We start from the raw sequence: 26,571 nt of genomic DNA, 5'->3' as shown, positions 1-26,571 counted from the left end.
CCCATGACGACCTTCGACACCGTCCTCGTCGCCAACCGCGGCGAGATCGCCAGACGGATCATCCGCACCCTTCGGCAGCAGGGCCTGCGCAGCGTCGCGGTATACAGCGACGCCGACGCCGACGCCCCGCACGTCCGCGAGGCCGATGTCGCCGTACGGATCGGCCCCGCGCCGGCAGCCGAGTCCTACCTGGACGTGGACGCGGTCATGCGCGCAGCCCGCGAGACCGGCGCCCAGGCAATCCACCCCGGCTACGGCTTCCTGTCCGAGAGCGTGGCCCTCGCTCGGGCCTGCGCCGATGCCGGCGTGGTCTTCATCGGCCCGTCCACGCAGGCGCTGCAGATCATGGGCGACAAGGCCACGGCGCGAGAGCAGGTCGCAGCGCGCGATGTCCCCGTCGTCCCCGGCTTCGACGCGACCGGCCTGACGGACGGGCAGATCGCGGTCCGCGCTGCCGAGGTGGGCTACCCGCTGCTCGTCAAGCCCAGCGCAGGCGGCGGCGGCAAGGGCATGGAGGTCGTCGCGGATGAGGCGCATCTGGCTGCCGCCCTCGCCTCCGCTCGTCGCGTCGCGAAGGCGGCGTTCTCGGACGACGCGCTGCTGCTGGAGCGCCTGATCTCCCGTCCTCGGCACATCGAGGTGCAGGTGTTCGGCGACTCCTACGGCACAGTCGTCGCTCTCGGCGAGCGCGAGTGCACTCTACAGCGCAGACATCAGAAGGTCATCGAGGAGGCGCCGTCGGCCGGTCTGCCGGACGGAGTGCGCGAGCGGCTGTTCGACACGGCAGTACGTGCGGCGGAGAGCGTGTCCTACGTGGGTGCGGGGACAGTCGAGTTCCTCGTCGACGCGGATGCCCCCCAGGAGTTCTTCTTCATCGAGATGAACACGCGGCTCCAGGTGGAGCATCCGGTCACCGAAGCCGTCACGGGACTCGACCTCGTCGCGCTGCAGCTCGCGGTCGCGGCAGGAGACGCCCTGCCGGCTGTGCCGCCGGTCACCGGGCACGCTGTCGAGGCGCGCGTCTACGCGGAGTCGCCCTCGACCGGGTTCCTCCCCTCGACAGGTCGAGTTCTGCGCTTCGACGCGCCCTCCGGGGTGCGCGTGGATGCCGCGATCGAGACGGGCAGCGAGGTCAGCGCCTTCTACGACCCGATGATCGCGAAGGTCGTCGCCCACGGGACGGACCGGCGCTCGGCGCTGGAGCAGCTCGACGCGGCGCTGGCCGATGTCGTCATCCTCGGCGTCGAGACGAGCGTCGAGTTCTTGCGCATGCTCGTGACGAACGAGCGCGTGGTGGCAGGAGACCTCGACACCGGGCTGATCGAGACGCTGCTGCCTGTCGCCCCCGCGGTTGTCTCGCCCCGCATGGTCGACGCTGCGAGACTTGCTTTGCGGGGTGAGGATGCTGTTGCCAGCGCAAGTCTCGTCGCGCAAGGCAGTTCACGGGCGGGCGACGTGTGGGCGGCGCTGACGGATGCGGGGGCGCGGGAGGTCGCGTTCTTGACGGACGCGGGTGAACTGTTGGACGGACGGGCGGATGCTGAGACCGGGACCTCTGCCGAAGCGGATGCCGCCGGCATCGCTGCGGCCCGCGTCCCGGCGGCGATCGACGCGGACGGGGCGGTGTGGGTCAGCGAAGGCGGGCGATCCGTCCGGCTGCGCCCGCTGGATCGTCGGGCACGCATGAAGCATCGACTCGCGGCCGCCGGGCCGACCGACGCCGAGACGAGTCCAGAGGCTCGGGCTCCGATGCCGGGCAACGTCGTCGCCGTGCATGTGGACGAGGGGGCGGCCGTGGCGAAGGGCGAACCCCTCGTCTCGATCGAGGCGATGAAGATGGAGCATCCGGTGCTCGCGCCGCACGACGGCACAGTGCACCTCATGGTCGCCGTCGGCGATCAGGCACGGCGCGACCAGGTCGTCGCGACCGTGACAGAACACTCAGGACCCGCAGACAGCGAAGGAGCATCATGACCATCGATCTCACGGAGGAGGAGCTCGAGCTCAGCGCGATGGTGCGCGAGTTCGCCGACACCGTCGTCGCCCCGCAGGCGTACGAGGCCGACCGCACGCACACGCTGTCGATGGATGTCGTCGGCCAGATGGGCGAGCTGGGACTCTTCGGGCTCCCGTTCCCCGAGGAGGTCGGCGGTCAGGGCGGCGACTACATGGCACTGTGTCTTGCGATCGAGGGTCTCGGCCGGGTGGACCAGTCCATCGCGATCACGCTCGAGGCGGGTGTCAGCCTCGGCGCGATGCCGATCTTCCGCTTCGGAAACGACGCCCAGCGCGAGGAGCACCTGCCCGACCTGCTCGCCGGCCGGGCGATGGCCGGTTTCGGCCTCACCGAGCCCGAGGCCGGCAGCGATGCCGGTGCCACCCGGACCACCGCGCGCTTGGACGGCGACGAGTGGGTCGTCGACGGCTCCAAGCAGTTCATCACGAACTCCGGAACCCCGATCACGCGCTTCGTCACGGTCACCGCCGTCACCGGTGTGCACGACGGCCGCAAGGAGATCTCCACGATCATCATCCCGAACGGCACGCCCGGCTTCACGGTTGAGCCGGCGTACGACAAGGTCGGATGGCACGCCTCCGACACGCACCCGCTCACGTTCGACGGCGTCCGGGTGCCGGCGGGCAACCTCGTCGGAGAGCGCGGTTCCGGGTTCAAGAACTTCCTCAGCATCCTCGACGAGGGGCGCATCGCCATCGCCGCGCTCTCGACGGGCGCCGCCGAGGGATGCCTGGAGGCCGCCGTCGAGTACGCCAAGAGCCGCACGGTCTTCGGCGCCGCACTCAGCACGCGGCAGAACGCGCAGTTCACGCTCGCCCGGATGCGCGCACGGGTGCACACGGCCCGGCTCGCCTGGCACCACGCCGCACGACTGCGCGACGCGGGCAAGTCGTTCGCCGAAGCCGCTGCGATCGCCAAACTCGTCGCCGGCGACGCCGCGATGGACAACGCACGCGACGCCACCCAGATCTTCGGCGGCAACGGCTTCATGAACGAATTCTCCGTCGGTCGGCACTATCGTGACTCGAAGATCCTCGAGATCGGCGAGGGGACGACAGAGGTGCAGCTGCTGGTGATCGCACGCGGATTGGGGCTCATGTGACCGACACGGGTTCAAAAGAGATCCTCCAGCGCGGCCTGTACTTCGAGGAGTTCGAACTCGGTGCGCGATACCTGCATCGTCCTGGTCGCACGGCCACCGAGGCCGACAACGTTCTGTTCACCACGCTCACGATGAACACACAGGCGCTGCACCTGGACGCCGCGTTCTCGGCGTCGCAGGAGTTCGGTCAGCGTCTGATGAACTCGATGTGGACGCTGTCGACCATGGTCGGATCATCCGTCGCCCAGCTCACCCAGGGTACGCTCGTCGCCCAGCTCGGGCTCGGGGAGATCGCCTTCCCGCACCCCCTTTTCGCCGGTGACACGCTGTACACCGAGAGCGTCATCACGGAGAAGCGGCTGTCGAAGTCGCGTCAGGGGCAGGGCATCGTCACGATCGCCCACACCGGGCGCAACCAGGACGGCGTCGTCGTCGCCACGGCCACGCGTACGACGCTCATCCACTGCACACCGCAGGAGGACGGATGACTTTCGACGCCGGGCCCGCCCTGCTGTTCTGCCCCGGCGACCGACCGGAACGCTTCGCGAAGGCCGCTGAACGCGCGGACGCCGTGATCCTCGATCTGGAGGACGCCGTGTCAGCGGATGCGAAGGCCGACGCCCGGGCGTTCGTCGCGGCATCCGATCTCGACCCGGCACGCGTCATCGTGCGCGTCAATGCGCCGGACACGGCGGACTTCGTCGCAGACCTCGCGATGCTCGCCGGCTCTCCGTTCCGTACGGTGATGGTCGCGAAGACGGAGGACCCGGCCGCGCTCGATGTCTTCGACGCGACGTACTCGGTCATCGCGCTGTGCGAGACAGCGCGCGGTGTCAGTGCGGCCGACCGCATTGCCGCCCACGATCGAGTGATCGCTCTGATGTGGGGCGCCGAGGACCTCGTCGCCTCGCTCGGAGGCACCTCGAGCCGGTACAGCGACGGGCGCTACCGCGACGTCGCCCGGTACGCCAGAGCTCGCGTCCTGATGGAAGCAGGCGCTCACGGCAAGGCGGCGATCGACGCCGTGCACATCGACATCGACGACGCCGCAGGACTCGCGGCAGAGGCGGTGGATGCCGCGGCCTCCGGTTTCCGCGCGACGGCGTGCATCCACCCGGGTCAGGTCGCGACCATTCGGGAGGCCTACGCGCCGGATGCCGAAACCCTGGCCTGGGCGCGCGACGTGCTGGCAGCGGCCGAGGGGGAGCGCGGCGTGTTCCGCTTCCGCGGACGGATGATCGACGAGCCGTTGCTGCGACACGCACGTTCCGTCGCGGCGCGCGGGGTCTAGTCCCTCCGGCGGCTAGATCGCGACAGGGTCCAGCAGCCGCAACAGCCCCGGCCCCGCCTCGAACCGGTGCAGGGAGCCGTTGCGCAGCACGTCCCCCTCGCGCGGCAGCGTGCCGCCCGATGCGTGGCCGAGCAACGAGCGGATCACACCGCCGTGCGTGACGACGATGATCGACTCCGCAGTCGGCGCCGAACGACGCCTGGACCCCCGGGCGATCACGTCGAGTGCTCCCAGTGCACGGTCGCGGACGACGTCGAGGCTCTCGGCGCCTGAGGGCGCGGAGTGCCAGTTCTCGAACCGCTCGAGGTACTCCTCGACGAGCATCCCCTCGCCCTCGCCGAACTCGCGCTCACGCAGGTCGTCGGCCAGCCCCGGAGCGTCGAGGCCGAGGTGTCCCGCGATGATCCGCGCCGTCTCGTGAGCGCGCACCAGAGGGCTCGCATAGATGGCGTGATGCGTCACCTCGCCGAGCAGTTCGGCGGCGGCGAGCGCATCGGCGCGGCCGGTCTCGTTCAGCGGGATGTCGGTCGACCCCTGGATGCGTCGCGCGAGGTTCCAATCGGTCTGACCGTGCCGGACGAGTGTGATGAGAGTCACGTGAGCAGCTCCTTGAGGGCCGGAAGCACGTCGCCTGTTCCGCCGGCCAGCACGGCGTGCGCCCACGGATCGGCGCGGGTCGGCTCGCGGTTGACGATGATGAGGGGGATGCCGCGTCTCCGGGCTCGTTCGACCAGCCGCACCCCTGAGTTCACGACCAGGGAGGAACCGGCGACGATCAGGGCATCGCTCCCGCGCAGCAGCGACTCCGCCGAGCGGAAGCGATCGGCCGGTACGAACTCGCCGAAGAAGACCACGTCGGGCTTCAGCATCCCGCCGCAGACCGTGCAGACGGGCACGATGAAGCCGTCGCTGCTCTCCGGCGCGACATCGCCGTCGGGGTTGAGCGCGATGTTCTCGGGAACAGTGATCCAGGGGTTGAGGTCTTCGATCTGTTCCGCGATGTCCCGGCGGTCGAAGACCTGACCGCAGTGCAGGCACAGGACTCGACGCATCGTGCCGTGCACCTCGACCACTCTGGTGCTCCCCGCGCGCAGGTGCAGACCGTCGACGTTCTGCGTGACGATGCCGGAGACGACGCCGTCGCGCTCCATCTCTGCGAGCGCGATGTGCCCGGAGTTCGGCTGGGCGGACGCGAACGCGCGCCAGCCCAGGTGCCCGCCGATCCAGTAGCGGCGTCTGGCCGCCTCATCGGCGAGGTAGCGCTGGCCCGTCATCGGGTCGGCGCGGGTGCGTGCGCCCTCGCCGCGGTAGGCGGGGATGCCGGAATCGGTGGAGATGCCGGCACCGGTGAGAACGGCGATGCGGCGGCCGCGGAGGAGTTCGGCGGACCTCTCGATGCCGGCTGACAGCTCGGCAGTGATCGTCGCGCTCACAGGACCTCCCCGACGAGTCTACGGTGCGGCGTCGCAGGCCGGGGCGTGCTGGCAGAGTTGAGGCATGCGCATCGAGCCCGTCGAGGACGCCGCCGACCCGCGGCTCGCCGACTACCGGAACCTCACCGACACCGTCCTGCGACGCGTGCAGGAACCGGAGGGCGGCCTGTACATCGCTGAGTCCGCGAAGGTCATCGAGCGCGCGATCGAGGCCAATCACATGCCGCGCTCGGTGCTCACGCAGGAGCGATGGGTGACGGGCCTCAAGGCGTTGCTCGCAGACGTCGACGTCCCGGTCTACCTCGTCCCGGATGACGTCGCCGAGCAGGTCACCGGATTCGCCGTGCACCGCGGCGCACTCGCGTCGATGCATCGCCCTGCCCTCCCGCGGCTGAGCGAGGTGCTGCGCGATGCACGGGTCGTCCTGGTGCTCGAAGACCTCATCGAGCACCAGAACGTCGGCGCCGCTTTTCGGGCGGCGGCCGGACTCGGTGCGGATGCCGTGATCGTGACGTCGCGCTGCGCCGACCCGTTGTACCGCCGCAGCGTCAAGGTGAGCATGGGCACGGTGTTCCAGGTGCCGTGGACGCGCATCGACGAGACGAGCGCTGGTCTCGCGGAGCTGCGTTCGGCAGGTTTCGCGATCGCGGCGCTGGCTCTCAGCGACGACGCGGTGCCGTTGGACGCCTATGCGGCGGACCGACCCGAGAAGGTCGCGCTTCTGTTGGGCACCGAGGGCGACGGGCTCTCGCACGCGGCACTGGAGGCAGCGGATGCGATCGTGACGATCCCGATGCGCGGGGGAGTGGACTCGCTCAATGTCGCCTCGGCTGCGGCCGTGGCCCTGTGGGCGCTCACGAGCAGCACGCGCTGATCACTTGTCGTCCGCGACGAGGAGCACCGGCGACGGCTCCGGCCGCTTCGCGGTGATGAGGTCACCCGACGACTGGTGCCGCAGCCGCCGCAGCACCCAGGGGACGAGGTGCTCGCGAGCCCATCCGAGATCCTCGGCGCGCGCTGCGCGCCACGTGCGCATCGGCAGCGGGTCCGGCTGCATCGCCTGCAGGCTGTTGGGCACGTTCAGGGCGCGCAGCACCATCCGGGCGACCTCGTGGTGGCCGAGCGCGTTGTAGTGCAGGCGGTCGTCGTCGAAGAAGCGCGTGTCCTGGACGGTCTTCAACGCCCACTGGTCGGCGACGATGCAGTCGTGTCGGTCGGCGATCGCACGCACGTTCTCGTTGTAGATGGCCACCTTGCCGCGGACCCGGCGGAACACCGGAGTGAAGCCCGTGTCGATGCCGGTGAAGAGGATGATCGCGGCGCCGGTGGACGCCAGACGCGAGACCGCGTCGTCGAGCTGGGATGCGATGTCGTCCGGGTCGGTTCCTGGACGGATCACATCGTTGCCGCCGGCGCAGATCGAGATGAGATCAGGGCGCAGAGCGACCGCCGGTTCGACCTGATCGGCGACGATCTGAGCGATGAGCTTGCCGCGGACGGCGAGGTTGGCGTAGGCGAAGTCATCGACCTGGGCGGCGAGCACCTCTGCGACGCGGTCAGCCCATCCACGGTTGCCACCAGGAGCATTCGGATCCGGGTCGCCGATCCCTTCGGTGAAGGAGTCGCCGACAGCCACGAACCGGCGCCACGGGTGCGATCCCTCGTTGGCGATGTACGGGGTCCTGGAGGTTTCTGGATCGGTCATCAGGCTCTCCTTCGACGTCTGCGCGGCCAGGAGTCGTGGTCGCGCAGAGATCGAGCCTACTCCGCGCCGCAGACGCCACCGGTGGGCGGCGAGCGATGTCTGCGACTGGGATTACCCTTGAGTCGATGCTCTCTCCGTCCTTCCCCCAGCGCGCCCCATGGGGGACGGCGGACAAGCTCCGCGCCTGGCAGCGGGAGGCTCTCGACCTCTATTTCGCGCGTGATCAGCGGGACTTCCTCGTCGCCGCGACCCCTGGCGCAGGAAAGACGACGTTCGCCCTCACGCTCGCCGTCGAGCTGCTGCGCATGGGCGAGATCAACCGCGTCATCGTGGTCGCACCGACAGAGCACCTGAAGACCCAGTGGGCCGATGCAGCCGCCCGCGTGCACATCCGGCTGGATCCCCGATTCCGCAACAGCCACTGGGCGCCATCGCGTCAGTACCACGGCGTCGTCGTCACGTACGCGCAGGTGGCGGCGAAGCCCTCGGTGCACCGGCACCTGACGGAGGACGCGCAGACGCTCGTGATCCTCGACGAGGTGCACCACGGCGGCGACGCGCTCAGCTGGGGCGACGGCATCCGCGACGCCTACGGGCCGGCGAAACGACGGCTGTCGCTGTCCGGAACGCCGTTCCGCAGCGATACCGCTCCGATCCCGTTCGTGACCTACGCGCCCGACGAGTCGGGCGCGCGCATCTCGACGACCGACTACGCGTACGGATACGGCCGTGCCCTTGCGGACGGCGTGGTGCGGCCCGTCCTGTTCCACATGTACTCCGGGAAGATGCGGTGGCGCACGAGCGCCGGCGACGAGCTCGAGGCGCACCTCGGGCAGGACAACACGAAGGACGTCACCTCGCAGGCCTGGCGCACGGCTCTGGATCCGGAGGGCGAGTGGATGCCGGCGGTGCTGTCGGCTGCGGACCGCCGTCTCACCGAGATCCGCAACCACGTCCCGGATGCCGGGGGACTGGTGCTCGCCACCGATCAGACGGTCGCACGCGCGTACGCGAAGATCCTGCACAGCATCACCGGTCAGCAACCTACGATCGTCCTCTCCGACGACGCCACGGCATCCGAGCGCATCGAGAAGTTCAGCGCGAACGATTCGCGCTGGATGGTCGCGGTGCGCATGGTGTCGGAGGGCGTCGACGTCCCGCGTCTCGCGGTCGGCGTGTACGCGACGTCGTCGTCCACGCCGCTGTTCTTCGCTCAGGCGATCGGCCGTTTCGTGCGTGCCAGACGCCGAGGTGAGGCGGCGAGCGTGTTCCTGCCGAACGTCCCCGTGCTGATGGGCCTCGCGAACGAGCTGGAGAAGCAGCGCGATCACGCGCTCGACCGGCAGAGCAAGGACGACGACGGACTCGAGGACTCGCTGTTGGAGAGCGCGAATCGCGAGGAGGAGGCGTCCGACGCGCTCACGCAGGAGTTCACCTATCAGGCGATCTCCTCGCTCGCGCACTTCGACAGGGTCGTGTTCGAAGGGCAGGAGTTCGGGCAGCTCGCAGAACCGGGGACGCCGGAGGAGGAGGAGTTCATCGGCATTCCCGGGCTTCTCGAGCCCGAGCACGTGCACGAGCTTCTCATGCAGCGGCAGTCGCGCCAGTCCAGACTCCGCGAGGCCAGAGAGGCGCAGACCGGGCCGGAGGCGGTCACGACGCTGCCGCAGCCCCTGCACCGCACTCTGCGCGAGCAGCGCCAGCTCCTCAACAGCCTCGTCGGCCTTTACGCACGGCAGGCGGGCGAGCCGCACGGTGCCGTCCATGCCGAACTCCGCCGCCTGTGCGGCGGTCCAGCGGTCGCACAGGCGACAGTCGCCCAGTTGCAGCAGCGGATCGATCTGCTCCGCAAGCGCGTCCGCTCGTAGCGCAGCCGGCACCGGCGAATCTCGAGCCCCTTAGGAGCCCCGAAATGCTGGCAATCCGGGCTTTTCGAGCAGGTCGCCGTGCCGCCGCAGATAGCGTGGATGTCGCCCGACGGCACCTACGCCACCCCGACTTGGAGGACTCATGAGTGCGCCTGCTCACGCAGAGCCGACCGCAGCGGACCGCAGACGCTGGGCACGCTACCTGGTCGAGGAACGCGCCGAGGGCCTCGTCTACCAGAAGCTCGCCGACAGCAAGGAAGGCGAGGAGAAGGAGATCCTGCAGAGCCTCGCCGATGCCGAGCGGCGTCACGAGCAGCACTGGCTCGATCTGCTCGGTGAGGAGCCGCAGCGCCTGCCCCGCGCCGGTATGCGATCCCGCCTGCTGGGCTGGATGGCCGGCCGATTCGGATCCATCTTCGTGCTGGTGCTCGCGCAGAGCGCCGAGGCACGATCGCCCTACGACACCGAGCTGTATGCGACACCCGCGATGCGCGCAGACGAGAAGATCCACTACGAGGTCGTCCGCGGTCTCGCGGCACGCGGCCGCCGGCGCCTGTCCGGGTCATTCCGCGCAGCGGTCTTCGGTGCCAACGACGGTCTCGTCAGCAACCTGGCGCTCGTCCTCGGCATCGGCGCGACCGGCGTCTCGTCGAGTTTCGTACTGTTCAGCGGCATCGCCGGGCTCCTCGCAGGAGCGCTCTCGATGGGGGCGGGGGAGTTCGTCTCCGTCCGCTCGCAGCGGGAGCTGCTGGCGTCGACCGAGGCCAACGAGGATGCCGCGCAGTCAGCCGGAGACCTCGATATCGACGAGAACGAGCTCGCCCTCGTCTATCGGGCGCGAGGCATGGATCAGGCCGAGGCGCTCACCCGCTCGCGTCGGGTCATCGCGGCAGCCCACGAGGGAGTGCGACGCACCGCTACTGGGCCCGTCCACGCGCACGGCGCCGGCAACGACCACGACATCGTGGGAAGCGACTGGACAGCTGCCCTGTCCAGCTTCTTCCTGTTCTCGTCCGGTGCGATCATTCCGGTGCTGCCGTGGATCTTCGGGCTGCAGGGGCTCACGGCGATCCTCGTCGCGCTGCTGCTGGTCGGCGTCGCGCTGCTGGCCACTGGTGCGACCGTCGGCATCCTCTCGGGCGGGCCGCCGCTGCGACGGGCCATCCGTCAGCTGGCGATCGGCTTCGGGGCCGCGGCGGTCACCTACGTCCTCGGCCTGGTGTTCGGCGTGGGCGCCGTGTGACACGAGCCGAAGCGGATACAAGAAAAGCCCCCATCAGGGGGCTTTTCTGTTTGTGCGCGGAGGGGGACTTGAACCCCCACGCCCTTACGGGCACTACGACCTCAACGTAGCGCGTCTACCATTCCGCCACCCGCGCAGGTGGTGAAGGTCGTTGCCGACCGAAGAGAAACGTTACCAGGTTTCGCGACAGCGGACGAACCAGGGCACCGCTCGGGCGTGCCGCACGCGCTTCGATAGCCTGGAGTCATGTCCGAGCCTCAGCTTCCGGAGGTCGTGCGCCTCGCGCAGGACCTGATCCGCATCGACACGTCGAACTTCGGCGGTGGGAACGCGAAGGGGGAGCGGGAGGCCGCGGAGTACGTCGGGGCCCACCTCGAGAGCCTCGGGCTGCAGACCGAGTACTACGAGCCGATCCCTCGGCGCACGAATGTGATGGCCCGAGTGCCCGGTCGCGATTCCCGCAAGCCGGCACTGGTCGTGCACGGCCACCTCGACGTCGTCCCCGCGATGGCCGAGGACTGGAGTGTCGATCCCTTCGCCGGCATCGTGCGCGACGGGATGCTGTGGGGCCGCGGCGCCGTCGACATGAAGAACATGGATGCCATGATCCTCACGTCCGTCGCGGAGATCCTGCGCGCGGGTGAGCAGCCGGAGCGCGACCTCGTCCTGGCGTTCTTCGCCGATGAGGAGAACGGGGGTGTGGAGGGCTCCTCTCTGGTCGTGAAGGAACGCCCTGAGTGGTTCGCCGGTGCCACGGAGGCGATCAGCGAGGTCGGCGGCTACTCGATCACCGTCGACGATCGTCGCGCCTACCTGCTGCAGGTGGGGGAGAAGGCGCTCATCTGGATCCGCCTCGTCGCCAAGGGGCGCGCCGGCCACGGCAGCCGCCTGCACGAGGACAACGCGATCATCAAGCTCGCCGAAGCCGTCGCCGCCATCGGGCGCACGCGGTGGCCGATCCGGCTCACCCCCACGACGACCGCACTGCTGCAGGGGCTGAGCGACCTCACCGGACGCCCGCTCGACGATCCGGATGCCCTGGCGGCAGCATCCGGCCCTGCTGAGGCCTTCCTGCGCTCGACGTTCCGCACCACGACCAACCCGACCGTCCTCACAGCCGGATACAAGCACAACGTCATCCCCGAACGCGCGGAGGCGCTCATCGACGTCCGCGTGATCCCCGGGACGGAGGACGACGTGCTGGACGAGCTGCAGCGCATCGTCGGCGACGACATCGCCATCGAGACCGTCGTGCGCGACATCGGCATGGAGACGCCCTTCGAGGGTGAGCTCGTCGAAGCCATGGTCGCGTCTCTCGGCCGCCACGACCCCGGCGTGCCCGTGATCCCGTACCTGCTCGGAGCGGGCACCGACAACAAGGCTCTCACGACGCTCGGCATCACCGGCTACGGCTTCGCGCCACTCCGTCTGCCGTCGGATCTGGACTTCACGGGGATGTTCCACGGGGTCGACGAGCGCGTCCCCGTAGAATCGCTTGTCTTCGGTCAGCACGTTCTGACCGATCTGCTGCGCACGTACTGACGCATCTCGCTCTACTCAGAAGGCCCCTCCATGCACCTGCTCGAAGCGCTGTTCCTCGGCATCATCCAGGGACTGACCGAGTTCCTCCCCATCTCGTCCAGCGCACATCTGCGGATCGTCGGAACGTTCACCGGCTCCGGAGAGGACCCGGGGGCGGCCTTCACCGCGATCACGCAGATCGGCACCGAGGCCGCCGTCGTAGTCTTCTTCTGGCGCGACATCGCCCGGATCATCGGGCACTGGTTCCGCTCGCTCGTCGGCAAGCTGCCGCGCAACGACCCGGATGCGCGCATGGGCTGGCTGATCATCATCGGCAGCATCCCGATCGTCGTCCTGGGGCTGCTGTTCCAGGATCAGATCGAGACCGTGCTGCGCTCGATGTGGATCGTCGCGATCATGCTCATCGCGTTCGGCATCCTGCTCGGCGTCGCCGACTACGTGGGTGCCAAGCGCCGCAGACTCGACCAGATCACCTACCCGCACGGCATCCTGTACGGGTTCGCGCAGGCGCTGGCCCTGATCCCCGGCGTCTCGCGCTCCGGCGGCACGATCACCATGGGGCTCTTCCTCGGCTACGAGCGCGCCGCGGCGGCCCGCTACGCGTTCCTCCTGGCCATCCCGGCCGTGTTCGGCAGCGGTTTCTTCCAGGTGTTCAAGAGCTGGGACGCTCCCGACCAGTACTTCACGATGGGCGAGACGGTCGCAGCGACCGGCATCGCATTCGTCGTCGCTCTCGGCGTGATCGCGTTCTTCATGAACTGGATCTCGAAGCACAGCTTCCTGCCGTTCGTGATCTACCGGATCCTGCTCGGCGTCACGCTGCTGATCCTGCTCGGCACCGGAGTGATCGCGGGGTAGGTCGGGCTAGCGTTTGCGGTCGCCCGGCCCGTCGTCGCGGCGACGCAGGTAGCGTTCGAACGCCTGCGCGATGGCGTCGCCGGATGCCTCGGGGGAGTCCCAGGTGTCGCGCGTGCGCTCCAGCTGGTGGATGTACTCGGTCATCTCCTCGTCGTCCGCCGCGGCGGCGTCGATAGAGGCCTCCCACGTGGCGGCATCCGTTCGGAGCCCCTCGCGGGGCATGTCGACGCCGGTGAGCTCTTCGAGCCGGTCGAGGAGTGCGAGCGTGGCCTTCGGAGACGGAGCCGCCGAGGCGACGTAGTGCGGGACGCTCGCCCACAGTGTGGCCGTCGGGATGCCCGCTCCCTCCGCGAAGTGCTCGATGACGCTCAGGATGCCGACCGGCCCCTCGTAGAGCGAGCGCTCCAGCCCGAGAGCCTCTCGCACCTGCTCGTTCGAGCTCGCGGCGAAGATCGAGATCGGGCGGGTATGCGGCACATCCGAGAGCATCGCGCCGAGGAAGATGAACCCGGTGATGTCATCGCGAAGCGCGACATCGATGAACTCGTTCGCGAACGCCTGCCAGGTTCTGGCCGGTTCGACGCCGGTGAGGAGCCAGAACTCCGGTGCGCCGTCCTCTGCGTCACCGCGCGGGCGCCACAGGGACGCCTCGGGCCAGCGCAGGTCGCGCTTGCCGGAGGCATCCATCTTGGATGAGGGGCGCGTGTACTGGTAGTCGAAGTACAGCTCAGGATCGACGGAATGGACGACCTCGTAGTCTCCGCTCTCGCGCAGCGCTTCGATCGCGCCACTGGCGGCCTCGCCGGCGTCGTTCCACCCGTCGAAGGCCACCACGACGATGCGGTCTCCGAGTGCATCCATGCGGTTCTCCCTTCGACGACGGACTTCGGCTATCCCTCCAGGCTAGTCCGCGCTCGGCCGACGCGGCGTACCGCCCCGGATACGATGGTCAGGTGACTCACAAGCCGCAGGCAGTCCTCTGGGACATGGATGGAACACTGGTCGACACCGAGCCGTACTGGATGGCAGCGGAGACGGCGCTGGTCGAATCCTTCGGCGGCACCTGGAGCCACGAGCAGGCTCTGCAGCTGGTCGGAAGCGGGCTTCACGAGAGCGCCGAGATCCTGCGGGCCGCCGGGGTCGACATGGATGCCGACGCGATCGTCTCGCACCTCACGGACGCCGTGCGCGAGCTTCTCGAGACGCAGGGCGTGCCGTTCCGCCCTGGTGCGCGCGAACTGCTGCGCGATCTGCAGGTCGCGGGGATTCCCAGCGCACTGGTGACGATGTCGCTCGGCCGCATGGCCCGCAGCGTCATCGATCTCATCGATTTCCCCGCGTTCGACGTCGTCGTCCCCGGTGATGAGGTCGACTATCCCAAGCCGCACCCCGAGCCGTATCTGAAGGCTTCGAGGCTTCTCGACATCGACATCGCCGACGCTCTCGTCATCGAGGACTCGCCCACCGGTCTGCGAGCCGGCATCGCCTCGGGGGCCGTGACCCTCGGCGTGCCGCACATCGTCCCGCTGGACGGTCTGGGCGCGCACGCCCTCTGGCCGACGCTCGAGGGCCGCACGGCCGGCGACATCGTCGATCTGTACGCGGCCGTCACGAGCGTGGAGGTCGGACGATGAGCACCACGGCACGGCCGAGCGGCCCCTTCCGCGAGGGCGATCGCGTGCAGCTGACCGGGCCCAAGAACAGGCTGCACACGATCACGCTCGCTGCAGACGGCGAGATGCACACGCATCACGGCGTCCTGTTCCACCGCGACCTCATCGGCCTGGCCGACGGGTCCGTCGTGACGAACAGCTCAGGGCACGAGTACCTGGCGCTGCGCCCGCTGCTTCGCGATTTCGCGATGTCGATGCCGCGCGGCGCGGCGATCGTCTACCCGAAGGATGCCGCGCAGATCGTCATGCAGGCCGACATATTCCCCGGTGCCACCGTCGTCGAAGCCGGCGTCGGGTCCGGTGCGCTGTCGCTGTCGCTGCTGCGCGCCATCGGCCCGGCGGGGCGTCTGGTCTCATTCGAGCGACGTGATGACTTCGCCGAGGTCGCGCGTTCGAACATCGAGACCTTCTTCGGCGGGGCGCCCGACACCTGGGAAGTCGTCGTCGGCGACCTGCTGCACGCTCTTCCGGAGACCATGCCGGCCGGCAGCGTCGACCGCGTCGTGCTCGACATGCTCGCCCCGTGGGAGGTCATGGATGCCGTCGCTGAGGCGCTGACGCCGGGGGGAGTGGTGCTCTGCTACGTCGCCACCGCGACGCAGCTCTCGCGGGTCGCGGAGTACATCCGCGGCACCGGACTCTTCACCGCCCCTGACGCGTCGGAGACCATGGTCAGAGGCTGGCACGTCGAGGGGCTGGCCGTGCGCCCCGATCACCGCATGGTCGCGCACACCGGCTTCCTGCTCACGGCGCGGCGGCTCGCTCCGGGGACGATCGCCCCCGAGGTGAAGCGTCGTGCGTCGAAGTCGAGCTACGGCGACGAGGATGTCGAGCTGTGGACCCCCGGCGCCGTCGGCGACCGGGACATCACGGACAAGAACCTGCGCAAGCGCGCCAGAGAGGCCGCCAAGGCCGCCGAGGGTGCACGTCGCGCCGCCGCGTCGCGCGACGTCGATCACCGATCGGAATAGACTGGAGCGCGTGCGTAAAACCTCAGCCGCTCTGGCCACTCTCGCCCTCGCCGCCCTCGCCCTGACGGGCTGCACGGCAGGGCCCGCGTACGACGGCGTCGCCTGCGATCGAGCAGGGGCCGGCAGCGGCATCGAGGACCTCGCCAACCTCTCCGGCAAGGTCGGCACGAAGCCCGACGTCGAGCTGTTCACGCCCGTCGGCGGGGACACCAGCGCGTTCGGCGACGCCGTGGTCGGCGATGGACGCGCACTCACGTCGCCGGGGCAGAGCGCCGTCATCGAGTTCTCGCTCTTCTCGGGCGAGACCGGCGACCCGATCGCCAGCACGGCCTACGACGCCGAGAAGGCGCAGCTCGCGAGCGTCGGCTACTGGGCGCAGACCGTTCCCGCGTTCGGCACGGCGCTCGAGTGCGCGACCGAGGGCTCACGAGTCGTAGCCGCCGTCACGCCGGAGGACTTCGGCCCTCAGAACCTCACCGGCTTCGGCCTGGCCGAGGATGAGTCGGTGGTCGCCGTCTTCGATGTCGTCAAGGTCTACCCGAGTCGAGCAGAGGGCGCGCTGCAGTACAACGACGCCGCCGGCATGCCGACGGTGGTCCGTGCGCCGGACGGGCGCCCGGGCATCATCGTCCCCGACAGCGCTGCGCCGAAGGATCTGACCGTGCAGACCCTCATCAAGGGCGACGGGGCGAAGGTCGCCGACGACGACAGCATCCTCGTCAACTACACCGGAGTCACGTGGGACGACCGCACCGTCTTCGACTCGTCGTGGGACCGCGGAACCGCTGCGACGTTCGACATGACCGCGGTCATCCCCGGCTTCACGCAGGGGCTGGCTGGCCAGACCGTCGGCTCTCAGGTGCTCATGGTCATTCCCTCCGAGCTCGCCTACGGCGAACAGGGCAGCGGAGCCGTCCCGCCGAACGCGGACCTCGTGTTCGTGGTCGACATCCTCGGCATCGATCCTCCGGCCTCAGCGCAGCAGTGATGGCAGCCCGAATCCCCCCGGAGGAGCGTCAGACGAATCTCGTCGTGGCGCTGATGGCCACGGAGATCGGGCTCACCAAGCAGCAGATCCTCGACAGTGTGTCCGGCTACCGCCAGCGCGCGGAGACCGGCGTCAGGATGGACGCGCTCGAGAAGATGTTCGAGCGCGACAAGGACGAGCTGCGCGCGCTGGGCGTCCCGATCGAGACGATCGGTGACTCCAGCGACCCGAACGATCTTCGTGAGGCTCGGTATCGCATCCCGAAGGCCGAGTACGACCTCCCGGAGGACATCTCGTTCAGCCCGGCGGAGCTCGCCGTCCTGCAGCTCGCCGGCAGCGTGTGGAGCGCGGAATCCGCCTCAGCCGACGCACAGGCCGGCGTACGCAAGATCCGCGCGCTCGGCATCGACGGCGACGAGCCGATCATCGGATTCGCCCCGCGGATCACGCCGCGCGAGAACAGCTTCGCGCCGCTCCAGTCCGCGATCGAGGATTGCCGCGTGGTCGCGTTCGACTATCTGAAGCCGGGGGAGGCGATGCCGCGCCGGCGGACCTTCGAACCCCTGGCCCTGCTGGACTTCGAAGCCCGTTGGCACGTCTATGGAATCGACCAGGATGCCGACGACGAGCGCACGTTCCTGCTCAGCCGCATCGTCGGCGATGTCACCGTGACGCGCACGTCCTTCGCCCCCGGGCTCCGTGACGGAGCGGGCGAGCGTGCTCTCGCCGGTCTCAACGCGGTCGCCGCGCGAAACTCCGCGCTGGTCGAGATCACGCCGGGCACGGAGGCGGCCCTGCGTCTGGGCCGCCGCGCGCGGGCCGAGAAGCAGGGGTTCAGCGTGCCCTTCGTGGATCTGCACATCTTCGCCGACGAGCTGGCCTCGTACGGGCCGGAGGTTCGTGTCGTCGAGCCCGCGGTGCTGCGGGATGCCGTGATCGAGCGACTCGCTGCCATCGTCGCGGCACACGGAGCGGGGGAGTGATGGCGGACAAGCCCAAGACACCGCTCGCGGCCGATCGGGTGCGCGCCTACCTGACGCTGGTGCCGTACCTGCTTGAGCGTGGGCAGGTCTCGCTGGAGGAGGCCGCCAGGGAGTTCGACGTGTCGACCGCCGAGATGCGGGGCATGGTCGAGAAGCTCACGGTCATCGGGCTGCCCGGTGACAGCGGGTACTGGCAGCAGCCGCACGAGCTCTTCGACATCAACTGGGATCTCCTCGATGAAGAGGACGTCATCGAGATCACGAACGACGTCGGACTCCGCCGCGTGCCGCGCTTCACCGCGCGCGAGGCGGCCGCACTGCTCGCAGGCCTGCAGCTCGTGGCATCCGTTCCCGCAGTCTCCGACTCGGGGCTGGTGGCCGGCCTGCTCGCGAAGCTCGCGCGCGCTGCGGCGAATGCCCCGGCTGATGTCGTCATCGCTCCGAGCGCGGTCGACGAGGTGCGCGACGCCGTCGCGGACGCGCTCCGCGACGGTGTGGCCGTGTCGTTCCGCTATCAGGCGCCGGATGCCGCGCCCACGACCCGCACCGTCGACCCTGTTCAGGTGCTGATCACGAACGGTCAGTGGTATCTGCAGGGCTGGTGCCATCTGCGGAAGGCGATGCGCACCTTCCACCTCGACAGGGTCAGCGAGCCGGTTCTGACCGACATTCCGATCACGCATGCCGATGCGCCCGTACCAGAGGGTTTCGGGGGAGAGGGCGACGACCCGGAGGTCACCGTGCGGCTGCCGCACCGCCTCGTGCCTCTTCTCGGCGACTACGTCCGAGCAGACAACGCACGGGAGGACGGCGATGATGTCGTCGTTCGAATCCGGCTGTCCGACTCCCGAGCGATCAAGCGCGTCGCGGCTCGGTTCGGAGGTCAGCTCCAGGTCGTCGACCCGGACATCGCGCGCACCGCGACCCGGGAATGGGCTGCAGCCGGACTCGCGCTCTACGCGAACCCCTGACAAAGGATGCCCGGGTAGACTGCACGAAGACTTCAACCCCGGGAGGGAATCATGGCTGGATTGACCGGTTGGCACCTGCTCGTCCTCGTCCTCATCATCCTGCTCCTGTTCGGTGCGGCGAAGCTGCCGGCACTCGCGAAGAGCATGGGCCAGTCCGCCCGTGTCTTCAAGGGCGAGATGAAGGCGATGAAGGAAGAGGACGGCACACCGCAGCAGAATGCCGGCGACACCACCGCCGCATCCACGGTTGCTGAGCCCAGCACCACTTCGCAGCGGGCAGACGGCAGCGCCCCCAGCAGCCCGACCAGCTGACGACGGTGACCGCGATCGACAAGAAGTCGGCCGCGAGTGACAGACCACGCAATGAACGCCGTATGTCGCTCGGCGCCCACCTCGTGGAGCTGCGTCGACGGCTGATGATCTGCGCCGCGGCGCTCGTCGTCACGATGATCGTGGCGTTCTTCGTCACCGACCCGATCATCGACTTCATCACAGCCCCGGTGGAGGCGATAGCCGACCGTCATCCTGAGGTGATCGTCGGCCTCACGTTCTCCTCCGTGACGGCACCGTTCGATCTGCGCATGCGAATGGCGTTCTCGATCGGCATCTTCCTCGCGGCTCCCATCTGGCTGTGGCAGATCTGGGCCTACATCATGCCAGGGCTGACGCGCAAAGAGATCAAGTACACGATCGGCTTCGTGGCCGCAGCCATCCCGCTCTTCTTCGCCGGCTGCTACGTCGGCTCGCTCGTCGTGCCGCACGTGATCGAGCTCATGGCGGAGTTCACGCCCGAGGGCGCCAACAACCTCTACGAGGGAAAGCTCTACTTCGACTTCATCCTCAAGCTCATGCTCGTGGTGGGCGTCTCGTTCGTCCTGCCGGTCTTCCTCGTCGCCCTCAACCTGTCCGGCGTCATGACCGGTCGCGCGATCCTGAAGGGGTGGCGCGTCGCCGTACTCATCGCCTCGGTGTTCGCAGCCCTCGCGACGCCCGCGGCGGACGTGGTCAGCATGCTGCTGCTGGCCGGCATCCTGGTGGTCCTGTTCTTCGCGGCCGCCGGGCTGTCGATGCTGTTCGACCGTCGCAAGAAGAAGCAGATGGCGGCCGAAGGGCTGCTCCCGGACGCGGACGCATGAGCTCACCGGCCGAGCGCTACGCCGCCGCTCGAGACAGCGCTGCGCACCCGCACACCGCCGCGTTCGCCGCACGTCAGAAGTTCGATCTCGACCCCTTCCAGGTGGAGGGATGTCACGCACTCGAGCGCGGGCGCAGCGTCCTCGTCGCCGCACCCACCGGCGCAGGCAAGACCATCGTCGGCGAGTTCGCGATCCACCTCGCGATGCAGACGCCGGGTGACAAGGCGTTCTACACGACGCCGATGAAGGCGCTGTCGAACCAGAAGTTCCGCGAGCTCGTCGAGGTCTACGGCGCGGAGAACGTCGGACTGCTCACCGGGGACACGAACATCAACGGCAACGCCCGGATCGTCGTGATGACGACCGAGGTGCTGCGGAACATGATCTACGCCGGCTCCTCGGCTCTCACCGACCTCCGCTTCGTCATCATGGACGAGGTCCACTACCTCGCCGATCGGTTCCGCGGCGCCGTGTGGGAAGAGGTCATCATCCACCTGCCCTCCGCGGTGCGGCTCGTCTCGCTCAGCGCGACCGTCTCGAACGCCGAGGAGTTCGGCGACTGGCTCGACACCGTCCGGGGCGACACCGAGGTCATCGTCTCCGAGATCCGGCCGGTGCCGCTCGAGCAGCACGTCCTGGTGCGCGACGATCTGCTGCCGCTGTTCGACGACCGGGCGGGTATCGCCACGGCGACCGTCAACCAGGAGCTCATGCGCATCCGGTCGTTCACCGGGTCACGGTACGACAACAACAAGCGCGCGCAGTCGTACGTCAGCTCACGGCACGCCGGCAGGCAGAGCCCCCGCCCGCAGCGCGGCGGACGCCGCCCCGTGCGTGCATCGAACGCTCAGCGCATCGAGCGGATGGACCGCCCGGACGTCATCCAGCTGCTCGAGCGCACGAACCTGCTGCCGGCGATCTTCTTCATCTTCAGCCGCGTCGGGTGCGACGCAGCTGTGCAGCAAGTGCGACGCTCCGGCATCCGCCTGACTTCGCAGGAGGAACGGCGCGAGATCCGAGAGTTCGTCGAGGAGCGCACGCGCACCCTGCAGGATGAGGATCTCGGCGTCCTCGGCTACTTCGAATGGGTGGACAACCTCGAGCGGGGCGTGGCATCCCATCACGCCGGCCTTCTGCCCGCCTTCAAGGAGGTCGTCGAGGAGCTGTACCGTCGCAAGCTCGTCAAAGTGGTCTTCGCCACCGAGACTCTGGCGCTCGGCATCAACATGCCAGCGCGCACCGTGGTCCTGGAGAAGATGGAGAAGTTCAACGGCGAAGCGCGCGTGGCCATCACCTCGGGGGAGTACACCCAGCTGACGGGTCGCGCAGGGCGTCGGGGGATCGACGTCGAGGGCCACGCGGTCGTGCAGTGGACGGAGGGCATGGACCCTCAGGCCGTCGCCGCTCTCGCCTCCCGGCGCACGTATCCGCTGAACTCCAGCTTCCGTCCGACGTACAACATGGCCGTGAACCTCATCGACATGTTCGGTCGGCCGAGGGCCAGGCAGGTCCTGGAATCGTCGTTCGCCCAGTTCCAAGCCGACCGCGCGGTCGTCGGCCTGGCCAGACAGGTCCGCGAGGCGGAGGAGTCGCTGAACGGATACGTCAAGGCGATGACCTGCGATCACGGGGACTTCCTCGATTACGCCGGCATCCGACGTGAGCTGAGCGATCTCGAGAAGAAGAACAAGCAGGACTCCCACGGGCCGCGGGCCGCCAGTGACAAGCGCCTCAAGAAGATCCAGTCCCTGCGCACCCGGATGCAGCGCCACGGATGCCATCGGTGCCCCGACCGCGAGGCGCACGCCCGCTGGGCCGAGCGGTACTGGAAGCTCAAGCGCGAGACCGATCGCACCCGTCGGCAGATCGAGAACCGAACGGGCACGGTGGCTCGTGTGTTCGACCGGATCGTCGACGTGCTCGCCACGCTCGACTACGTCACGGGAACCGGCGACGACACCGCCCTCACGGAGGACGGCCGCACGATGCGGCGCATCTACGGCGAGCGCGACCTGCTCGTGGCGGAGTCGCTGCGCCAGGGCCTGTGGACGGGGTTGGACGCCCCTTCTCTCGCCGCGATGGCATGCTGCCTCGTGTACGAACCGCGCCGCGACGAGGCGAACTCGGGGGAGCGGGGGCTCCCGCGCGGCGCTTTCCGTGCGGCGTTCGAGAAGACCACCGCCCTGTGGGCCGAGCTGGATGACCTGGAGCAGGCGCACAGCCTGCCAGGGTCCGAGCCGCTCGCGGCCGGTCTCGCCGGCGCCATGCACGCCTGGGCTCGTGGCGCCCTGCTCGATCGTGTGCTCGTCGACGCTGACATGGCGGCCGGCGACTTCGTTCGGTGGGCGAAGCAGACGATCGACCTGCTCGATCAACTGTCGATCGTGGCCGAGGATCTCACCGTGGCTCGTACGGCGAGGCAGGCGCTCGACGGCGTGCGCCGCGGCATCGTCGCGTATTCGACGATGTGAGAATGAGACGGATGCCATCGCCCTCTGCCGAGCCCTCGCGTCGGCCCCGTCCGCTGCTGCCGCTGTGGCTCGCCGTTGCGTCTGCGGCGCTGTCCGGGTGGCTGATGGATCTCGCATACCCGTCGGCGAACGCGTGGATCCTGGCGTTCCCCGCCGTCGCGCTCCTGCTTCTGGCTCTGACCGGGCGACAGTTCTGGGCCGCAGCGCTGGTCGGACTCGTCTACGGAGGCGTGTTCTTCTTCCTGCTGGTGTCGTGGACGTCGCGCTATCTGGGCGTGATCCCCTGGGCGGCGCTCGCCTCACTCGAGGCCGCGCTCACGGCTGTCGCGGTCACGCTCATCGCGCTGGCCTATCGCTGGCTGCCGCGCGCGTTCCCCGGCACGGCCGGCCGCCTGGTGCTGCTCCCTGCCGTCGTCGGAGCGCTCTGGGTGCTCAGAGAGCTGCTCCTCGGTTCGTGGCCGTACACCGGGTTCCCCTGGGCGCGCCTGGGGATGACGCAGTCCGAGAGTCCTCTCGCGACGCTGTCCTCCTGGGTCGGCGTGAGCGGCCTGAGCTTCCTGATGGTGTTCGCGGTCGCGATGCTGATCGAGAGCGTGAGGCTTCGCCTCTGGCGCCGTCCGCTGCGACTCGTCGCACCCGTGGTGATCATCGCTCTGCTGTTCGTGACCCCGGCGTTCCCCACGACGGATGCCGGCACCATGCGCATCGGCGCCGTGCAGGGCAACGGCCCCACGGGGTACTTCGATCATCGGGAGCCCTACGCGGTCGTCCAGGCGCAGACGGACGCCACGGAGCCCCTGTACGGCGAGGATATGGATCTGCTCGTGTGGCCGGAGGGCGGGCTCGGCGGCGACCCGTTCCAGGACAGTGCGCTGGCTCGCCGGATGACCCTGGTCGCCAACCGGGTGGATGCGCCGCTGCTCGCGAACGCCGCCACGGCGCGCGGCGACGAGTTCTTCAACACGTCGATGCTCTGGGAGCCCTCCGGCATCGCGGAGCAGACGCACGACAAGCGCTTCCCCGTTCCCTTCGGGGAGTACGTGCCCGATCGTGATTTCTACTACGCGATCGTCCCCGACCTCATCGGGTTGATCGGGCGCGAGTACTCTCACGGAACCAACGCACCCGTGATGGATGTCGACGGTGTGAAGATCGGCCTCGCCATCTGCTTCGACGTGATCTACGACCAGGTCATCGCCGAGGGCGTCACCGGCGGAGCTCAGGTGCTGGTGTTCCAGACGAACAACGCCGACTTCCGCGGCACCGACGAGAATCTGCAGCAGCTCGCCTTCGCCCGCATGCGCGCCATCGAGACCGGACGCAGCGTCGTCAACATCTCCACGGTCGGCACGAGCCAGATGATCACCCCTGAGGGCCGGACGATCGCCTCGTTGGACGCAGATGAGGCCGGAGCCCTGCTCGACGATGTCGAGCTTCGCTCCGGCCTCACCGCTGGTGTGATCCTCGGCCCCTGGATTCAGCAGGTGCTGATGTGGGGCGGATTGGGCGCGCTCCTGTTCGGGTGGTGGCGCGCCCGTGGTGGGAAGTGACCAGGGCCGTTAGGCGCCGATCTTCTCCCGAGTGGGGTCTTCACCCGCTCCGCGGCGTGCGCGGATGAACGCGAGGCGCTCCTCGAGCAGCTCTTCGAGCTCGGCGCGCGTGCGGCGCTCCATCAGCATGTCCCAGTGGGTGCGGGCGATCTTCTCGTCCGTCGCGTCCGGCGTGATGGTCTTGCCGTCGACGCTGAGCACGGCTTCGGCACCGCACGTGCGGCACTCCCACTTCTGCGGCGGCTCTGCGTCAGCGGCGAACATCAGGGTACTGGTGCTTCCGCACGTGTCGCACTTGTAGGTGGTCTCGCGGCGTTCCATGAAAACGACGCCCTCTTCGCTCTGTAGGCTCTGGGCGCCGAGTCGGATGCCGCGCAGGCTGCGATCTGCCATTTTGTGGTCCTCTCGTCGACCTCAGGTATACCGCTCTCGCCTGTGCGCGCGCTCAACGCACCAATGATCGCGCGGGTATTCACAGTCGAATCCCAGCCCTAGAGGGTAGGGCGTCAGTTGACGGTCTCGATGGCCACGTCGGCGCGGTCGGTGACGATGCCGTCGATCCCCGTGTCGACGAGCCGGCGCATGTCCTGCGGATCGTTGACCGTCCACACGTGGACCTCGACGTCGTGCCGATGCGCCGCGCGCAGCAGAGACGGCGTGAGGACTCGTACGGGCCCGTACCGCTCGGGGATCTGCAGCGCATCGATCTCGCGCAGCACACGAGCGGGGGAGAGGCGCAGCGCCGTCAGCAGCCTGACCCGCATCATGCTCGACCGGCCGGCCGACGTCGCCGGTCGCACGCTCGCACCGGCATCCATCACGGCGTCGACCGCCCGCCTGCGCCTCGCGTCCGAGAAACTGGTCAGCAGCACGCGGTGCGCGTGCGGAGCGACGATGCGGCCCAGGGGAGCGGCAGCGGCATCCGTCTTCACATCGATGTTGAATCGCGTCTCCGGGAACGTCTCGAGGAGTTCGGCCACGGTCAGCAGGCCACCGTGCGGTGCGAAGATCTCCACGAGTTCGGCGGTGCGCACCTGATCGATCCGGCGGGCGTCGCCGACCAGGCGCTCGAGATCGTCATCGTGGAAGAGGATGATGTCGCCGTCGGCGGTGACCTGACAATCCGTCTCGACGTACTCCGCACCGGCCGCGTGTGCAGTAGCGAACGCACCGGCGGTGTTCTCCCAGACGACGGGCCCTGTGCCCTCGAGCGATACCAGTCCGCGGTGTGCGAGAACCCGCGGATGCCGTGCCTTCGCGAAGTACGGGTGCGTCACGCGCCCGTCGTACCAGCCGGCGGCTGGCCGCCCGGGCGCGGAGTGAACGCCCCGCCGATGCCCTTGAGCGCCTCGGTGAGCTCGCTGGGGATGATCCACAGCTTGCTCGACTCGCTGTCGGCGATCTTGGGGAGCATCTGCAGGTACTGGTACGCGAGGAGCTTGTCGTCCGGCGCGCCCTGGTGGATCGAGGCGAACACGTTCTGGATCGCCTCCGCCTCACCCTGAGCGCGGAGGACGGCTGCCTGCTTGTCACCCTCTGCGCGAAGGATTTCAGCCTGACGCGCACCCTCTGCCTCCAGGATCGCGGACTGCTTGGTCCCCTCGGCGGTCAGGATCGCTGCGCGACGGTCGCGCTCGGCACGCATCTGCTTCTCCATCGAGTCCTGGATGGACAGGGGCGGGTCGATCGCCTTCAGCTCGACGCGTCCGACGCGGATGCCCCACTTGCCGGTCGCCTCATCGAGCACGACGCGCAGCTGGCCGTTGATGTTGTCGCGGCTCGTGAGCGCCTCTTCGAGGTTGAGGCCACCGACGACGTTGCGGAGCGTGGTGGTCGTCAGCTGCTCGACGGCGCCGAGGTAGTTTGCGATCTCATACGTGGCGGCGCGGGCGTCTGTGACCTGGAAGTAGACGACCGTGTCGATCGAGACGACGAGGTTGTCCTCGGTGATCACCGGCTGCGGCGGAAACGAGACGACCTGCTCGCGCATGTCGATCAGGGGCCGCAGACGATCGATGAAGGGCACCAGGATGTTCAGACCGGGCGTGAGGGTCTTGTGATAGCGCCCGAGGCGCTCGACGACGCCCGCCGTGGCCTGAGGGATGATGCGGATCGATCGCGCGACCGTCACCACCACGAAGATGATGACGGCGATCGCGAGGATCCATCCGATCGCTGTCGGGATGAACGATGAGTCGTCCACTGCTTCTCCTAGTCGTCGATGGTGCTAGTCGTTGGCGGGGCGGACGATCGCCGTCGCCCCGTTGATCGCGGTGATGAGAACGGGTGCGCCGACCGGGATGGTCACGCTCCCGTCAGCACGTGCCGTCCACGTGTCGCCGTTGCTCACCTTCACCTGCCCTGAGACGTTGGTCACGTCTGCGAGGGCGGTGCCACGGAGGCCGATGAGAGCGTCGACGTTGGATTTGGTCGGGTCTTCGCCGCGATGCAGACGCCGCAGCAGCGGCGGCCGGATGATCAGGATGAACAGCGCGGCGGCGGCTGCGGCGATGATCAGCTGCGCCCAGAGGGGCAGGCCGATGAGGCCCATGATGAGGCCGACCGCGCTGCCGAGGGCGAGCATGAGGAAGGTGAAGTCGAGAGTGAGCATCTCGATCACGAGGAATACCGCGATGAGAACCAGCCAGCCGATCCACGCCCACTCCGTGACCAGCTCGATGAAGACGGATGCGTCGTTCATGGCGCCCTCCTTTGCGGTCAACCTATCACGCAGCAGTGACGCGCAGACGGCCCGTGTCGGGCGGTTGG

At 68.6% G+C, this 26,571-nt stretch carries 26 protein-coding genes and 1 tRNA gene; 18 read left to right on the top strand and 9 right to left on the bottom strand.

Annotated features, from left to right (window positions below; translation table 11 throughout):
- The first annotated feature begins 3 nt into the window (after window positions 1-3).
- Genes LQZ87_RS09780 through LQZ87_RS09765 form a run of 4 tightly spaced genes read left to right on the top strand, consistent with a single transcriptional unit; the run spans window position 4 to window position 4,410 of the window.
- Entirely contained in the window at window positions 4-1,974 is a 1,971-nt protein-coding gene (locus LQZ87_RS09780) for a biotin carboxylase N-terminal domain-containing protein (protein ID WP_230103277.1), read from the top strand.
- A complete protein-coding gene (locus tag LQZ87_RS09775; protein WP_230103276.1) occupies window positions 1,971-3,119 on the top strand; it encodes an acyl-CoA dehydrogenase family protein in 1,149 nt (382 codons plus the stop codon). Before LQZ87_RS09780 ends, LQZ87_RS09775 begins: the two co-directional genes overlap by 4 nt.
- Window positions 3,116-3,607 (top strand): MaoC family dehydratase, encoded by a 492-nt coding sequence (locus LQZ87_RS09770; protein WP_230103275.1) that lies wholly within the window; start codon window positions 3,116-3,118, stop codon window positions 3,605-3,607. The genes LQZ87_RS09775 and LQZ87_RS09770 overlap by 4 nt, the downstream gene beginning before the upstream one ends.
- Window positions 3,604-4,410, top strand: a complete 807-nt coding sequence (locus LQZ87_RS09765; protein WP_230103274.1) for a CoA ester lyase — start codon at window positions 3,604-3,606, stop codon at window positions 4,408-4,410. The genes LQZ87_RS09770 and LQZ87_RS09765 overlap by 4 nt, the downstream gene beginning before the upstream one ends.
- A gap of 12 nt (window positions 4,411-4,422) precedes the next feature.
- Here the strand turns inward: LQZ87_RS09765 and LQZ87_RS09760 are convergent, their stop codons facing one another.
- On the bottom strand, window positions 4,423-5,007 hold the full coding sequence (locus LQZ87_RS09760) for a histidine phosphatase family protein (protein WP_230103273.1): 585 nt from the start codon (window positions 5,005-5,007) through the stop codon (window positions 4,423-4,425).
- Window positions 5,004-5,843: a Sir2 family NAD-dependent protein deacetylase gene (locus tag LQZ87_RS09755; RefSeq protein WP_230103272.1), complete on the bottom strand. Its 840-nt coding sequence runs from the start codon at window positions 5,841-5,843 to the stop codon at window positions 5,004-5,006. Before LQZ87_RS09755 ends, LQZ87_RS09760 begins: the two co-directional genes overlap by 4 nt.
- 64 nt (window positions 5,844-5,907) lie before the next feature.
- On the opposite strand from LQZ87_RS09755, the gene LQZ87_RS09750 reads away from it, so the two are divergent.
- On the top strand, window positions 5,908-6,717 hold the full coding sequence (locus LQZ87_RS09750) for an RNA methyltransferase (protein ID WP_230103271.1): 810 nt from the start codon (window positions 5,908-5,910) through the stop codon (window positions 6,715-6,717).
- Here LQZ87_RS09750 and LQZ87_RS09745 read toward each other — a convergent pair whose 3' ends face one another.
- Complete coding sequence (locus tag LQZ87_RS09745) at window positions 6,718-7,548, bottom strand: SGNH/GDSL hydrolase family protein (RefSeq protein WP_230103270.1); 831 nt, start codon at window positions 7,546-7,548, stop codon at window positions 6,718-6,720.
- A 125-nt stretch (window positions 7,549-7,673) separates the two neighbouring features.
- Here LQZ87_RS09745 and LQZ87_RS09740 point away from each other — a divergent pair, with 125 nt between their 5' ends.
- Together LQZ87_RS09740 and LQZ87_RS09735 are read left to right on the top strand one after the other, a co-directional pair.
- Window positions 7,674-9,416 (top strand): DEAD/DEAH box helicase, encoded by a 1,743-nt coding sequence (locus LQZ87_RS09740; RefSeq protein ID WP_230103269.1) that lies wholly within the window; start codon window positions 7,674-7,676, stop codon window positions 9,414-9,416.
- A gap of 142 nt (window positions 9,417-9,558) precedes the next feature.
- Window positions 9,559-10,659, top strand: a complete 1,101-nt coding sequence (locus tag LQZ87_RS09735) for a VIT1/CCC1 family protein (protein WP_230103268.1) — start codon at window positions 9,559-9,561, stop codon at window positions 10,657-10,659.
- A gap of 53 nt (window positions 10,660-10,712) precedes the next feature.
- On the opposite strand, the gene LQZ87_RS09730 is transcribed toward LQZ87_RS09735, so the two are convergent.
- A tRNA-Leu gene (locus LQZ87_RS09730) sits at window positions 10,713-10,795 on the bottom strand.
- A gap of 110 nt (window positions 10,796-10,905) precedes the next feature.
- Between LQZ87_RS09730 and LQZ87_RS09725 the strand changes: the two genes are divergently transcribed.
- Together LQZ87_RS09725 and LQZ87_RS09720 are read left to right on the top strand one after the other, a co-directional pair.
- Window positions 10,906-12,201, top strand: coding sequence for a M20/M25/M40 family metallo-hydrolase (locus tag LQZ87_RS09725; protein WP_230103267.1), 1,296 nt, complete (start codon window positions 10,906-10,908; stop codon window positions 12,199-12,201).
- 30 nt (window positions 12,202-12,231) lie between these two features.
- The gene (locus LQZ87_RS09720; protein WP_230103266.1) at window positions 12,232-13,059 is read left to right on the top strand and encodes an undecaprenyl-diphosphate phosphatase; all 828 of its coding nucleotides are present in this window, start codon (window positions 12,232-12,234) and stop codon (window positions 13,057-13,059) included.
- A 6-nt stretch (window positions 13,060-13,065) separates the two neighbouring features.
- On the opposite strand, the gene LQZ87_RS09715 is transcribed toward LQZ87_RS09720, so the two are convergent.
- Window positions 13,066-13,920 carry a PAC2 family protein gene (locus LQZ87_RS09715; RefSeq protein ID WP_230103265.1) on the bottom strand — a complete coding sequence of 285 codons (855 nt, stop codon included), beginning with the start codon at window positions 13,918-13,920 and terminating at the stop codon, window positions 13,066-13,068.
- A gap of 92 nt (window positions 13,921-14,012) precedes the next feature.
- On the opposite strand from LQZ87_RS09715, the gene LQZ87_RS09710 reads away from it, so the two are divergent.
- From LQZ87_RS09710 to lnt, 9 genes are all read left to right on the top strand, one after another.
- Window positions 14,013-14,693, top strand: coding sequence for an HAD family phosphatase (locus LQZ87_RS09710; protein ID WP_290368261.1), 681 nt, complete (start codon window positions 14,013-14,015; stop codon window positions 14,691-14,693).
- On the top strand, window positions 14,690-15,703 hold the full coding sequence (locus tag LQZ87_RS09705) for a tRNA (adenine-N1)-methyltransferase (RefSeq protein ID WP_230103264.1): 1,014 nt from the start codon (window positions 14,690-14,692) through the stop codon (window positions 15,701-15,703). The genes LQZ87_RS09710 and LQZ87_RS09705 overlap by 4 nt, the downstream gene beginning before the upstream one ends.
- Before the next feature lie 10 nt (window positions 15,704-15,713).
- Complete coding sequence (locus LQZ87_RS09700; protein ID WP_230103263.1) at window positions 15,714-16,691, top strand: FKBP-type peptidyl-prolyl cis-trans isomerase; 978 nt, start codon at window positions 15,714-15,716, stop codon at window positions 16,689-16,691.
- Window positions 16,691-17,674 carry a WYL domain-containing protein gene (locus tag LQZ87_RS09695; protein WP_230103262.1) on the top strand — a complete coding sequence of 328 codons (984 nt, stop codon included), beginning with the start codon at window positions 16,691-16,693 and terminating at the stop codon, window positions 17,672-17,674. The genes LQZ87_RS09700 and LQZ87_RS09695 overlap by 1 nt, the downstream gene beginning before the upstream one ends.
- Window positions 17,674-18,645 (top strand): WYL domain-containing protein, encoded by a 972-nt coding sequence (locus LQZ87_RS09690; RefSeq protein ID WP_230103261.1) that lies wholly within the window; start codon window positions 17,674-17,676, stop codon window positions 18,643-18,645. The genes LQZ87_RS09695 and LQZ87_RS09690 overlap by 1 nt, the downstream gene beginning before the upstream one ends.
- A gap of 48 nt (window positions 18,646-18,693) precedes the next feature.
- A complete protein-coding gene (tatA, locus tag LQZ87_RS09685; protein ID WP_230103448.1) occupies window positions 18,694-18,957 on the top strand; it encodes a Sec-independent protein translocase subunit TatA in 264 nt (87 codons plus the stop codon).
- Window positions 18,958-19,019: 62 nt separating this feature from the next.
- Window positions 19,020-19,781, top strand: a complete 762-nt coding sequence (gene tatC / locus LQZ87_RS09680; RefSeq protein ID WP_230103260.1) for a twin-arginine translocase subunit TatC — start codon at window positions 19,020-19,022, stop codon at window positions 19,779-19,781.
- Window positions 19,778-22,252 carry a DEAD/DEAH box helicase gene (locus tag LQZ87_RS09675; protein ID WP_230103259.1) on the top strand — a complete coding sequence of 825 codons (2,475 nt, stop codon included), beginning with the start codon at window positions 19,778-19,780 and terminating at the stop codon, window positions 22,250-22,252. The genes tatC and LQZ87_RS09675 overlap by 4 nt, the downstream gene beginning before the upstream one ends.
- A gap of 11 nt (window positions 22,253-22,263) precedes the next feature.
- The gene (gene lnt / locus LQZ87_RS09670) at window positions 22,264-23,802 is read left to right on the top strand and encodes an apolipoprotein N-acyltransferase (protein WP_230103258.1); all 1,539 of its coding nucleotides are present in this window, start codon (window positions 22,264-22,266) and stop codon (window positions 23,800-23,802) included.
- 9 nt (window positions 23,803-23,811) lie between these two features.
- Here the strand turns inward: lnt and LQZ87_RS09665 are convergent, their stop codons facing one another.
- The 4 genes from LQZ87_RS09665 to LQZ87_RS09650 form a co-directional block, all read right to left on the bottom strand.
- Window positions 23,812-24,195, bottom strand: a complete 384-nt coding sequence (locus LQZ87_RS09665; RefSeq protein WP_230103257.1) for an RNA polymerase-binding protein RbpA — start codon at window positions 24,193-24,195, stop codon at window positions 23,812-23,814.
- Window positions 24,196-24,308: 113 nt separating this feature from the next.
- Entirely contained in the window at window positions 24,309-25,079 is a 771-nt protein-coding gene (locus tag LQZ87_RS09660; protein ID WP_230103256.1) for a glycerophosphodiester phosphodiesterase family protein, read from the bottom strand.
- Window positions 25,076-26,005: an SPFH domain-containing protein gene (locus LQZ87_RS09655; RefSeq protein ID WP_230103255.1), complete on the bottom strand. Its 930-nt coding sequence runs from the start codon at window positions 26,003-26,005 to the stop codon at window positions 25,076-25,078. The genes LQZ87_RS09660 and LQZ87_RS09655 overlap by 4 nt, the downstream gene beginning before the upstream one ends.
- Window positions 26,006-26,029: 24 nt before the next feature.
- Window positions 26,030-26,503 carry an NfeD family protein gene (locus tag LQZ87_RS09650; protein ID WP_230103254.1) on the bottom strand — a complete coding sequence of 158 codons (474 nt, stop codon included), beginning with the start codon at window positions 26,501-26,503 and terminating at the stop codon, window positions 26,030-26,032.
- Window positions 26,504-26,571: the final 68 nt, after the last annotated feature.

The sequence above is a fragment of the Microbacterium sp. Bi121 genome (genome assembly GCF_918698005.1).
Classification (GTDB): Bacteria; Actinomycetota; Actinomycetes; order Actinomycetales; family Microbacteriaceae; genus Microbacterium.
This window is presented reverse-complemented; position numbering and strand designations above follow the sequence as displayed.